Source organism: Oceanobacillus kapialis, from assembly GCF_044790185.1.
GTDB lineage: Bacteria > Bacillota > Bacilli > Bacillales > Amphibacillaceae > Oceanobacillus_B > Oceanobacillus_B kapialis.
On the sequence record NZ_CP085256.1, the window covers coordinates 932,092 to 944,477 of the forward strand.

A 12,386-nucleotide genomic window follows, 5' to 3' on the forward strand; every position below is an offset into this window, starting at 1 on the left:
ATTTAATAGTAGATTCATAGAGTTTTGATAGGCTTAAGCAGTACGTCAAAAAACACCACATTACAAACAGGAGGTAGAAGATGAAACGATTTTTGACAAAAGGTTTCGTCATATTTTTTAGTTTGCTATTATTGTTTAATCCAATAGCACCCTATGTAGCGACGGATGTCTATGCAGCGGAAAGCCAAACTACTGCCATAGACAATGTTATTGATGAGAAAGAAACACCGATTGCACCGGGTGTGCAGCAGAAAAAGGTTCACTTCTCAAACGAGGATGGAAATCAACGTTTATCCATGCTTTCGGTTGATTTAAACCAAAAAGACTTATCGGTTGTGTCAGGTGTTGCGAATGGACAATATCCAGGCATGCAAACACTGACTAAACAGGCGGAACATGTAACACAAGAAGGCCAAACCGTTGTTGGAGGAATCAATGCAGATTTCTTTAACACAGATACAGGTAGTGTTTCTGGTCTATTTATACATAATGGGGAGGTCCTCCATCATTCCAATACACGTCCCGCATTTGGGATTACAGAAGGGGGACAAGCCGTAATTGGGCAACCAGAAATTACGCATGAGGTTAAAATTGGTGATCAAGCCCATGCTGTCTCAGGTGTAAATAAAGACAGAGGGTCTAATAATTTAATTGTTTATACTTCTGATAGAGGAGAGACAACTTCCACAAATCCTTATGGTGCAGAAGTAATTCTGGAAAAGGTTGAAGGTGACGTGTCAGCGGTTGGTACTGTTACGGCAACTGTTAAAGAAGTAAAGAATGGGGAAGGCGATACAGCATTAGATGAAAATACCATTGTGCTTTCAGGTCATGGCTCAGCACGTTCTTTTTTAACAGATAACTTTAAGCCAGGTGACCAGGTAGAAATTAATCTGGAACTAGGTGCACCATGGGATAGTGTGACGCACGCAGTAGGCGGAAACCCTATTCTAGTACAGTCTGGTAGCCTAGCAAATATTGAAAGTAATTCTTTTAATAATGCAGTTGCCCCACGAACAGCTGTAGGTATTAAAGCTGATGGAAGTATATTTTTCACGGTAATTGATGGCCGCAGCCCGGGCTATAGTGAGGGTGTTACGGTTCATGAGCTAGCAGAAATCATGCTAGATTTAGGCGCGGTTCAGGCAATTAACTTAGATGGTGGCGGCTCCGCTACGATGGCAGCAAGACAGCCAGGAGATAAAGCTATTTCTGTAGTGAATACGCCATCAGATGGCTCACAACGTAATATTGCTAACTCATTGTTTGTGGTCAGCTCGGCTCCAACAGGTTCGCTAACTAGCTTAGCAGTAAATCCTAGTGAAGAACTTATCCTATCAGGAAGCAGTAGTTCATTTGAAGCAAGTGGAATGGATGCTGCTTATAATCCAGTAGAGATTAATGAGGCAATTGCATGGTCTGCCTCTGAAGGAATTGGAAGTATTTCCGAGGAAGGAACATTTACTGCAGGAGATACAGCAGGAAAAGGTACTGTCACAGCAGCAGTTGGATCAGCAACTGGTAATGCCTCCATCGAGGTTGTTGAAACGATTGACAGCATTGAACTGCCTCAATCAGAAGTTACGCTTGACCGTGGCGGTGAGTTCAATTTAGCTGCAACAGCTTATAAAAATGGAAAGAAAGTGACGAGCGATCAAAGCGCCTTTAAGTGGGAAGTAGAAGGTGACATTGGCACTGTTGATGAAAACGGCATGTTTACTGCAACAGAAGATATGGCAAAGGGAACAGTTACGGTTTCTTTTGGTGATGTAAAGGATACTATTGCAGTTGAAGTAGGAAAACCACCGATTATCCTAGAAGACTTTGAAAATGGGATAGACCACTGGACATTTAGTGGGGCGCGTTATAACCATATTGATATCCGCCAAACTACTTACCCAGAACCAGCACGATTTGGTGACCATTCCTTACAAATCGATTATGACTTTACAGGGACACTAGGAACGTCTGGAGCATATGCCTATCCAATTGAGGATATGGAAATTGAAGGATACCCTGAGTCAATCGGAATGTGGGTTTATGGTGATGGGAACGGGCATTGGTTAAGAGCCCAGCTTCGTGATGGCGACGGCAACGCATTCCCAGTGGATTTTGCTAGAGAAGTAGATTGGGAAGGCTGGCGCTATGTTGAAACAGCTGTACCATCAGGCAGAACCACTCCGATTAAATTAGATTTAGCTATACGTTATATGGAAACAAGTGATGATAATAAAAATGCTGGAACAATCTACGTGGATAATATCCGAGCGGTTTACGGAGAAACAGATGACGACCTTGTCAATCCGACTTTATCTAACGCGGCACCAGCAGAAGACGAGACGGTCACCGACAGCCAGGTAACCATTAAGGCAATTGCTACAGATAATGAAAATGGCACAGGCATTAACCCTGATCGAATTGTCATGAAAGTTGACGGCGCTTCTGTTACGCCTTCTTTCAATGAGGGGACAGGAGAGATTTCCTATCAGCCGGATGTTCCGCTTGCTGACGGAATTCACCATGTTCACCTTACTGTCCAAGATAGATTTGGAAACCCAGTAGAGAAGGAATGGAGCTTTGTCGTTAATACTGGAAGTTCTGAGCTTACTTTAACAGGACCTGAAAAGGTTTATGCAGGAAATACCTTTGAACTAAACATCGATGCAAAAAAACTACAAGATATGTACGGATCAAAACTCGTATTTCAGTATGATCCAAGTAAACTGGATATCGTGGATCAAGATCCAGATACAGAAGGAACTCAAATTGCTATCAGCGAGAAGCTGAACAATGCAACGATCATAGAAAATAGTGTGGATACAGAAAACGGCTTAATCACGTTTGAAGCAGAAGACTTTGATCAACTAAGCGAACTTTCTGATACGGAAAATATTCTAACGATTACTGGTAAGGTCCATCAGGATGCAACAGAAAATATTTCCATTGATTGGGTGGAAGGAAACATTCGTCTGCAATCTGATAAAGAGACTGCACTTCCGATCAATCTACCAAATTTCTCTAAAGAGATCAGCTATGGACTAAACTTTGAACTAGAGGATCTTTCCCTTCAATCTCCTACTACCATTACGGTAAACGATGAAAATGGTGAGCCAGTAGAAGGTGCTAAGGTTAATGTACTAGGTGATATTAATCAGATGGCAAAAATTGCAACAGAGGGATCTGTCTTTAGTGAAAAGGATGAAGCTTCTGAAGTATTACTGGAAGTGAAACAAGATGATAAATTGCTTATCACAGCTAGTGAAGATAACTGGTTACAGGTCAAGCTTCCAGAGGGCGAATCAGGCTGGCTGCCAAGCGAATATGTGGAAGTAACCTCTTGGGGACAACCACTTGGTGTTACAAATGAAGCAGGTGAGCTAGTAACAGAAGATTTGACCCTAGCTGTTGGGGAGTACACCATTCAAGCAGAAAGAGATTCCCAATTTAGTAGTGTTACAACTACGGAAGTAAAACCACCGCTCGGTTCAACAGAGCCAGAGAATATTTCAATTACGTGGGAGCAAAGTCCAAAAACGACACAAAGCTTCACGTGGAGAACATCACCACAAGTGACAGACTCTGTGGCACAAGTAGTGAGAACGGAAGAATCTGATGGATTTCAATCAGAAAATGTGATGACATTTGAAGGAAATAGCTTCCCATTTGCAACAGATCTTGGCGTCATGCAGATGCATGAAGTGGATGCAGTAGGATTAGAGCCAGGAACCTCTTATACGTATCGCGTAGGGGATGGAACAGCAGAGGGCTGGAGTGAAGCAGGTACTTTCAAAACCGAAGAAGCGGAAGAGGAGCCTTTCACATTCCTATACACCACTGATATCCAGGCATTCCCGAACCAATCAACTGAAAATGGTTACGGAATTTGGGCAGAGCTTTTCGGTAAGGCATTAGCAGACTATCCGAATGCAGAATTCATGCTGCTAGCTGGAGACATTGTCGACTATGGGGATAGACAAACGCATTGGGAAAACTGGTATGAAGTTAGTCAGGAATACCTGAAAAATATGAGTTTGATTCCTGTTATTGGTAACCATGAAGTAGTTGGCGGAGGGCAAGAAAACTTTAAAGCTCAATTCCAACTGCCAAAAAATGGACCAGATGGAGAAGTAGAACAAGCTTATTCCTTTGATTATGGCAATGTGCATTTTGCTGTATTAAACTCTGAAGGAAATGTTCAGACACAAGCAGAATGGTTAAAAGAAGACATGAAAAACACCGATAAGGAATGGAAAATTGTTGTATCTCACCGTTCCCCTTATCATAGTAATAGTGCAAGCGAAAATAAGCGAGTGCGCGATGTATGGCCTGCTGTATTTGATGAGGTAGAAGTAGACCTTGTACTTGCAGGACATGATCATGCTTACATGCGATCATGGCCGATAAATAATGGCGAGATCGTTGAAGATGGGGAAGGCACAACGTATATTATTGGTGGTTCCTCAGGTCCGAAGTTTTATGATCAGGGTGACTATGAGTGGATTCGTACAGGCTATGACGAGAATGTCCAAGTATACTCTGGTATTACAGTAGATGGAAATGAGTTGGAATTCACTGCAACAAATAGAAATGGTGAAACAGTAGACACCTTTACAATGGTAAAAGAAGAGCAAGAAACACCAGGAGAAGGCGAACAGCCGGGCGAAGGTGAGCAACCAGGAGAAGGTGAGCAACCAGGAGAAGGAGAGCAGCCAGGAGAAGGCGAGCAACCAGGAGAAGGAGAGCAGCCAGGAGAAGGAGAGCAGCCAGGAGAAGGAGAGCAGCCAGGAGAAGGCGAAGAGCCAGGAGAAGGAGAGCAGCCAGGAGAAGGCGAAGAGCCAGGAGAAGGCGAGCAACCAGGAGAAGGAGAGCAGCCAGGAGAAGGAGAGCAGCCAGGAGAAGGCGAGCAGCCAGGAGAAGGAGAGCAGCCAGGAGAAGGCGAGCAACCAGGAGAAGATGAGCAGCCAGGAGAAGGCGAGCAGCCAGGAGAAGGCGAGCAGCCAGGAGAAGGCGAAGAGCCAGGAGAAGGCGAGCAACCAGGAGAAGGAGAGCAGCCAGAAGAAGGAGAAGAGCCAGGAGAAGGAGAGCAACCAGGCGAGGGTGAGCAGCCAGAAGATGGTGAAACTCCAGGTGAAGAAGACTCTGGTAAAAATAAAATAAATGAAGTAGAACCAATCAAGACAGATGATGGAGTCTTGGAGCTACCTGAAGGAACAGTAGAAGATTTGGCCTTCCAAGGAACCTTGGTAGTAAATATAGAAGAGTTTGAAAACGAAGATATTCAACTACAGTTAACGGAGAGTCAAGTTCGCACATTAAGACAGAAAAATGCCAACGTTATGTTGCATACTTCCGATGTTCAGGTTACTGTTCCAGCTATGAACTTTGTAAACAATGATCAAGCTGTGACCCTGTCTATTACGGAGAGTGAAGCAAGTAAAAATGCACTTTCTAACAGCTACAATTTTGAAATTAAACAGGGGAATAAGCTAATCAAGAACTTTGAAGCACCAGTTACATTAACATTCTCTGTTGATGACAGTGAAGTTAACGACCCGAATCTTATTCATGTTTACTATCATAATGAAGAGCAAGAACAGTGGGAGTTAATTGGTGGAACGTACGAAGAGGGTACTGTTACTGCAACGACAAATCATTTCAGTCAATTTGCTGTGTTAGAGTCTGATAAAGAAGTAATCGCATATGAGCAGGTACCAGCAGAGGTCACTGACAATGATAATGGTCAAGAAAAGGATGAAGATAACGATAACGAATTACCAAATACATCAACCAATATGTTTAATATCATGTTGATTGCTAGTGTACTGCTTGTTGTAGGTGGCGTTATGTTTTATCTGCAGAGAAGGAAGCAGGATAAGGAAGCTTAAGGAATATGGTGTATAAGAGAGTCTTGACTACTTAGATCCTGCAATTAATACATCAATTAAAAAAGAGGCGGTCAATTTGAACCGCCTCTTTTAATTAATGTATCAAAATTGTTAGAAGAAAATAGATCTAAAATATCATTAAGCCTATTTTTACTAATTTGTTGACTATCCGATTCAGTGTTTAATTGTTCTCTTGCTTGTTTTAGTAGATCGTAGAAGGAATTTAATATAAGTGATTCTTGAGGACTTAGTTTGTTGTCTTCTGCAAAGCGGGGAATAAATTGCTGATTTATTTTGTAACCAGAGGTAATTAACTTATTCATTCTACCGATCATAGTTTGTCCCTTATGATCGACTCCATCGATAAATAATACACTGTTTTGTAGGGAATGGTTGAATATTGCTAGATTAGTGGTTAAATCGTTTAAGCTGTCTTGCAAATTATCCCCAGTTAAATTATGTTCTGTGAGTTTGTTTGTATTTGTTATGATATGGCGTAATTCAGTATTAATTTGGTCAATGAATACGGTGTAATGGTAATCTTTTCTTTGGTGTTCTTTTAAGTATATGTAATTAATTGAGAGGCTTACTAGAGTTATAATCGAGAGTAAGATAACGAGAATCTTTTTTATCTTCATATATAGCTAGGCTCCTCCTTTCGTAAATGGATAAGCAGTAGTTTATATGGACAAGCTCAACCAAATACTATACTAAAAATCAATTCTTACTATGTTGTTATCCTCGTATGGTGGTCTGTCCTGAATATGTTATAATAATTGCTGTTTTAAAAAGCTGGACATAAATATGTGGTTAATATCAAGGGCATTAGTGAAATGTAAGAAATATGAGTGAACTACTATTTAAGCTATTACTGTAGTGTGTTAGGAAGTGAATTTATGGAAAAAGATAATGTTAATAAAAGGTTAGCAGAACAACCTGCTCATGCACAACAAAAACAACTACCGAAAAAAGAAGTTAACATCACGTCACTATTAATCATTGTAGCAATAGGCGCAATCATTTGGTTTATAGGTGCTCCTGCAGGTTTAGATGAGAGGGCGTGGCAGCTGTTTGCCATCTTTGTTGCCACGATTTTGGGATTCATTATGAAGCCTTTGCCAATGGGGGCTGTGGCAATACTTGCGATAACGGTCATTGTTTTAACAGGTACCTTAGAGTTAAGTGATGCATTAAGCGGCTTTCAAAATACGACGATTTGGCTGATTGTTATTGCCTTTTTTATTTCACGCGGGTTTATAAAAACAGGGCTAGGTAATCGAGTCGCATATATGTTTGTGAAAAGGTTCGGGAAGAAAACATTAGGGCTTTCTTATGCGTTATTACTTAGTGATTTAATCCTTTCACCGGCAATGCCAAGTAACACGGCTCGTGGGGGAGGTATTATTTACCCAATCGTTTTATCCTTGTCGGAAACATTTGGCTCAAAGGCGGGAGATGGGACAGAGAGAAAGATAGGGGCATTCTTAACAAAAACAGCCTTCCAAGGGAATATGATTACTTCTGCGATGTTTCTTACTGCGATGGCAGCGAATCCTTTAATTGCATCCATGGCAGGGGATGCGGGAATAACGATCACATGGGCGAATTGGGCAATTGCGGCCATTGTACCTGGATTGATCAGTTTACTGGTCATCCCGTTTTTCATTTATAAAGTGTATCCTCCAGAGATTAAAGAAACGCCAGAAGCAGCGAAAATTGCTGACGAAAAGTTAAGTGAAATGGGACCATTAAAGAAACCTGAAAAAAGCATGATTAGTGTATTTTTACTTATTTTATTGTTATGGATTTTTGGTGATGCAGTTGGGATTAGTCCTACCACGACAGCATTAGTTGGATTATCGGTATTGCTTCTAGCCTCTGTCTTGTCTTGGAATGACGTTAAAAAAGAAGAAGGAGCATGGGATACACTTGTATGGTTTGCTGTATTAGTGATGATGGCATCCTACTTAAACACGTTAGGGATGATCCCGTGGTTTAGTGATCTTATGGGCAACTCGGTTAGTGGAATGTCCTGGATCTGGGCATTAATCGCATTAGCCTTGATCTATTTTTACTCCCACTACTTCTTTGCAAGTAACACCGCCCATGTAAGTGCTATGTATGCAGCCTTTCTAGTAGTAGCTATTACAGCAGGTGCACCACCCATGCTGTCTGCCTTAATCCTTGGCTTTTTCAGTAACTTATTCGGCAGTCTCACCCATTACGGCAGCGGACCAGCACCAGTGTTCTTTGGATCTGGTTATGTAGCCCAGAGTAAATGGTGGTCCATCGGTTTTGCGATATCTCTTATCCATATTTGTATATGGGGAGTGATTGGTGGAATTTGGTGGAAGGTTCTTGGGTTGTGGTGAGTGGTGAGGTTATAAGTGATTTTTTAATTTAATGAAATTGTTTAAAATTGTAAAACACTCCAAATGTTAAACTCTGATAATTTGGAGTGTTTCTGTTGGAATATATAATTTCTTAGGATTTTGTTGCGCAATTATTAACTCTGTACTTAACACTTTTATTATTCACTGTAATAGCAAGTTGATTAGCCAAGCGGATAGGGCTGGGTACAATATTTGATTTACACTTTAGCCAACAATTCAATTTCGGTACTAGAATATAAGGGGGAGCCAATTATTTATTGCTAACCGGATATTTCCTTCCGTTCTTAACAATCTTTTCTTCCACAATTTCTTTCACATCTATATCTAAATCCGAACAAAGCATCAAGGAATAGATCAAAACATCGGCAATCTCTTCACGAATGTTTTCTTTATTGTCTTTGAGTGCCTTTTCACTGTTAACCCATTGAAAATCTTCAAGTAATTCAGCTGCTTCGATGGAAATGGAGATAGCAAGGTCTTTTGGATTGTGGTACTGTCTCCAGCTTCTTTCATCTCTAAATTCATTAACTGTGTTAATTAAGCTTTGAAGATCGCTCATTGTCATTTCCCCTTTTTAGCTCGAGTAGCTTCTTTTTTAATTTAGGGTCTGTCGCAAAGATGTATAGTCCGTGTATCCCTCGTTTCATCAAAACATTGATTGAATTCAGTATGATTTCTTCTTTTATTTCTTGGTTCTCTTGAAATGATAAATCCGATCTTGAAGCAAATGCACCTTTATCTTGGTATTTTGATGGATCGATGGTTAATTTGTCTTTTTCCTCATCATAACCCACTGAAGGACCAAGAACAACACCGACATAATTTAGGTCAAAGCCTTGTACAGTATAGATAGAGCCAACTTCCTTAATGGAATTTGGATTCTCTGCCCAGGTTGCATTTGACTCAGTACTATTCCAAGGCAGGTTTATTCCCTTTTCATCAACAATATAGGTCTTCCCATCTTTCTTATGTAGATAATCAAAGGTTGAGACAACTCGAGAGAGGCCAACTTCTTTGTTTTTATTTTCAATAGCTGCCTTAAAAGTCTCAGCATCCTCAAATAATTTAAGTTCAAAAGAAGAGTCTTCAGCTTTCGGTAGAGAAAGGATTTCTTTTGCAACAAAGTTGTCAATCCACTTGATGATCTCAGGATTGGCATTCATTCTCATTTGATCCGTGAGCTGTAGAGTTTTCGCATTATACTGGTTCGTAATTTCTTCTAATAATCTATCATTCCAGTAGCTTTTGATTTTCAGTACTTGTTTTGGGTCAAAGATGACAATAGAGATTTTGCTACGTTTAATAATTTCATCCAATTGATTTTGGTAGCGAAAACTGTTATAAGAATCTTCCTTGGTTAAAAGTAAATGAGCTTCGTCAATTAATACGATATCTGCTGTTTCTTGAGCCTTTGCTTTCTGATTAATAAATGGAGTTGGCTTCATTAGGCTCTTTTTCTTTAAGTTAGGTAAACTATTGGCGATAGTCTTGTATGTCTTTAGCATCTCAGAGTGATTGACTAGTAAGTAATTATCTGTCCCAGATAAATCGGAGCTAGCATCTTTACCTAAATCTTGAATCGTATTAAAAAGTGAGCTTAACAAGACACTTTTACCTGTACCAGCATCACCTTCGATGGCAATAACATGATTTCCTTCTTTACTTATATGTTCTTTACAAAAATTGAGTATTTCATTTTTGATATCAAGCTGCTGAGGGGAAAGTTCCTTATATGGAGATAACTTATAAATATCCTTATTTCTAAGGTTCTCAACAGTATCACTTACGATTTTTTCTTCTCTAAGTTTCTCCCAAATAACTTGAAAAAGTTCTTCATTATAAAAAGATTTCTCATAATAATTATGTGTAACTCTTGTTCTAGTCTGACTCACATTTTGTAACTGATAGTTGTTATCTGCGATGAAATAGTTAATGAGATTCGATTCAATATTGTACGTTGCTGACTGATTGAATTTCTCGTGTCCAATCAGAATTGAGTGTTTCAAGTTATTTCGTTTTTTATCTTCTAGATGATTTCTCAAACGTCGTGTAGCTTGAACAGTTTGTCCAATATAGGCAGACGGCTTCTTATTCTCATTATAAAGTATGTATACAATAGGATAATTATTTAGGTGTAGTGCTTTTATAGTGTTTACATCGTCGGGGGTGAAATCTCTCTTTTCGAATAATAGTTCTTTCATGGTTTTAACCTCTGTATCTCTTTTTTTATAATGGTATCATATTTATCAAGTGTGGAAAATATGGCTAGAAAAATGAATCAATTAAAGGAGTGTTGATAGTTTGTATTCGTAGTTTTTAGCTAGAAGTGTCGAACCACAATAAAGTTTTTTACAAATGATGGAAGGGTGTAAATGGTAAACTAGACTCAAAGGTCTACTTTTGACGAAGTAACTAGAAAGTATATTAACCATCAAGAAGAACAAGAAAAAACTTTAGTTAACCATGTGAAGTCGGCTGAGAAATTTGGTCTTAAAGTTGAGATAAAAGACAAATTTGATATTGAGTCCAGGTTATCTTCCGAATTAAGTGTTTTAAATTGCAAGTTATTGAGTATTGAAAATATAGATATAGAAAAATCTACCGAAAGTCACTTTACTTAGAGAAACCTTTTAAGGAGAAGTAAAATAAGAGGCAGGTGGTTTTAGAGACGCATTAATCTGGGATCTGTGGATGTATTATTTAGAGGAAGAAAGTTATAAGTTTGAAGGGATTGTTACTATCAATCAAGATAGTGATTTTGTAAGTGGAAGCGAGTTACAACCTGATTTAGTTGATGACCTTCAACAAAGGAGTATACCTTTAGAAGAAGTAACTGTATTCCCAAACATGAAGGCATTTAACGAATTAGTAATGGAAAAACTTAATATTCAAAAAGAACTAGATGATGAAGAAGAGTTGCTAGAATTTATTCCTAAGATAATAGATCTGTTAATTAATAGAGAATTATAGATGATGACTGGAATGATTGGGTAATGCGTGTTCAAGACAGTTTTACTATAGAGGTTGGGTTTGAGGTTAAAGTAGATGTATTAAATGATAAAATATTTGAATGTAATTTTTATGCTTCCGATCAATTAATACCAGAAAAGCATGGAAGCTATCATGAACAAAAAAATTATAGCTAAATCTATTAGAATTTCATTGTAATTATTTAACAGTTGACTGATAATGGAATTAATAGTCGAAGGGGGATATTATCGTGAAAAAGTATTTATTTATTTTAATGCTTGGATTAATTCTTATTTTAGCTGCATGTGGCGATAGTGCTAGTAGCAGTAGTCCAGAACCAGATTACACAACCGAAGAATTTGAAAAAGCATTAAATGACGGGGAAGAAGTAACAGGTAAAACTGTGGCTGTAAAGATATCAGATATTGCACCAGATAGTGCATTTGGATTCAATTTACAAGCTGGTGAACATTTGAATTTTGTATCAAGCGAAAACCCTGAGTTACAAGCAGGAGATGAATTTGTTGCAGAGGTTGAAGAAGTCGAGAACGTAATGGGATCTTTTATAATAAATTATAAAATGAAATGAGATATTGAGACACTTGTTTAAATTGCAGGTGTCTTTTTTATGGAAAAATTTAAAGGAGAATAAATATGGCAACAACTAAGCATATCCTAAAATTCGGTTCATTAGGTAACCCAGTAAAGTTAGACATACTAACAAACTCTAAGCTAAACGAGATATTGAGTAAATATAAATATTCCAACACACTGGATCCTAACCATATATACAGTGATGATTATGTAAAGCAACAAGGATGGCAAGTACCGATGTTTACATGCAATCCAATTTGATATGGATGAGTTTCGAAGAGGAGAATGGACTAATTGACCAATTAGGAATTGGAAAGAGCTAACAAAATTTAAGGAAGAAATCCGTGAGTTAGACAGTTTCATCTTCCCAGTCCTCCAACGTACAGTTTACTTATATTTATAAGTCTAACTGATGGGAGTTGATTTGAGTAGAAGGTGTTCAGTTCCATCGAGCAATAACTGTTCAATTTAGTTTAGCAGTTACACCTATTCAAATTAATTGAACAACAATGATATAAATATACTGCTATTAGTTGTGATTTAG

The 12,386-nt window shown here is 38.7% G+C and carries 9 protein-coding genes; 6 read left to right on the plus strand and 3 right to left on the minus strand.

What is annotated here, in order from left to right; translation table 11 throughout:
* Positions 1–80 precede the first annotated feature (80 nt).
* A complete protein-coding gene (locus tag LG273_RS05015) occupies positions 81–5,885 on the plus strand; it encodes a phosphodiester glycosidase family protein (protein WP_404458295.1) in 5,805 nt (1,934 codons plus the stop codon).
* Between the two features lie 71 nt (positions 5,886–5,956).
* Here LG273_RS05015 and LG273_RS05020 read toward each other — a convergent pair whose 3' ends face one another.
* Positions 5,957–6,523, minus strand: a complete 567-nt coding sequence (locus LG273_RS05020; RefSeq protein WP_404458298.1) for a hypothetical protein — start codon at positions 6,521–6,523, stop codon at positions 5,957–5,959.
* Between the two features lie 258 nt (positions 6,524–6,781).
* Between LG273_RS05020 and LG273_RS05025 the strand changes: the two genes are divergently transcribed.
* Positions 6,782–8,257: an anion permease gene (locus tag LG273_RS05025; protein WP_404458301.1), complete on the plus strand. Its 1,476-nt coding sequence runs from the start codon at positions 6,782–6,784 to the stop codon at positions 8,255–8,257.
* A 271-nt stretch (positions 8,258–8,528) separates the two neighbouring features.
* On the opposite strand, the gene LG273_RS05030 is transcribed toward LG273_RS05025, so the two are convergent.
* Together LG273_RS05030 and LG273_RS05035 are read right to left on the minus strand one after the other, a co-directional pair.
* Positions 8,529–8,837, minus strand: coding sequence for a nucleotide pyrophosphohydrolase (locus LG273_RS05030; RefSeq protein WP_404458304.1), 309 nt, complete (start codon positions 8,835–8,837; stop codon positions 8,529–8,531).
* Complete coding sequence (locus LG273_RS05035; RefSeq protein ID WP_404458307.1) at positions 8,812–10,479, minus strand: DUF2075 domain-containing protein; 1,668 nt, start codon at positions 10,477–10,479, stop codon at positions 8,812–8,814. Before LG273_RS05035 ends, LG273_RS05030 begins: the two co-directional genes overlap by 26 nt.
* A gap of 490 nt (positions 10,480–10,969) precedes the next feature.
* Here LG273_RS05035 and LG273_RS05040 point away from each other — a divergent pair, with 490 nt between their 5' ends.
* From LG273_RS05040 to LG273_RS05055, 4 genes are all read left to right on the plus strand, one after another.
* Entirely contained in the window at positions 10,970–11,248 is a 279-nt protein-coding gene (locus LG273_RS05040) for a hypothetical protein (protein WP_404458310.1), read from the plus strand.
* A 23-nt stretch (positions 11,249–11,271) separates the two neighbouring features.
* A complete protein-coding gene (locus tag LG273_RS05045) occupies positions 11,272–11,424 on the plus strand; it encodes a hypothetical protein (RefSeq protein WP_404458313.1) in 153 nt (50 codons plus the stop codon).
* Between the two features lie 74 nt (positions 11,425–11,498).
* Complete coding sequence (locus LG273_RS05050) at positions 11,499–11,837, plus strand: hypothetical protein (protein WP_404458316.1); 339 nt, start codon at positions 11,499–11,501, stop codon at positions 11,835–11,837.
* Positions 11,838–11,902: 65 nt separating this feature from the next.
* Positions 11,903–12,103, plus strand: a complete 201-nt coding sequence (locus LG273_RS05055) for a hypothetical protein (RefSeq protein ID WP_404458318.1) — start codon at positions 11,903–11,905, stop codon at positions 12,101–12,103.
* The last annotated feature ends 283 nt before the right edge of the window (positions 12,104–12,386 follow it).

What these genes read in the sequence shown, in the direction of transcription:
- LG273_RS05015 (WP_404458295.1), top strand. Translation starts at nt 81, where the DNA reads ATGAAACGATTTTTGACAAAAGGTTTCGTCATATTTTTTAGTTTGCTA.
- LG273_RS05020 (WP_404458298.1), bottom strand. Translation starts at nt 6,523, where the DNA reads ATGAAGATAAAAAAGATTCTCGTTATCTTACTCTCGATTATAACTCTA.
- LG273_RS05025 (WP_404458301.1), top strand. Translation starts at nt 6,782, where the DNA reads ATGGAAAAAGATAATGTTAATAAAAGGTTAGCAGAACAACCTGCTCAT.
- LG273_RS05030 (WP_404458304.1), bottom strand. Translation starts at nt 8,837, where the DNA reads ATGAGCGATCTTCAAAGCTTAATTAACACAGTTAATGAATTTAGAGAT.
- LG273_RS05035 (WP_404458307.1), bottom strand. Translation starts at nt 10,479, where the DNA reads ATGAAAGAACTATTATTCGAAAAGAGAGATTTCACCCCCGACGATGTA.
- LG273_RS05040 (WP_404458310.1), top strand. Translation starts at nt 10,970, where the DNA reads ATGTATTATTTAGAGGAAGAAAGTTATAAGTTTGAAGGGATTGTTACT.
- LG273_RS05045 (WP_404458313.1), top strand. Translation starts at nt 11,272, where the DNA reads ATGCGTGTTCAAGACAGTTTTACTATAGAGGTTGGGTTTGAGGTTAAA.
- LG273_RS05055 (WP_404458318.1), top strand. Translation starts at nt 11,903, where the DNA reads ATGGCAACAACTAAGCATATCCTAAAATTCGGTTCATTAGGTAACCCA.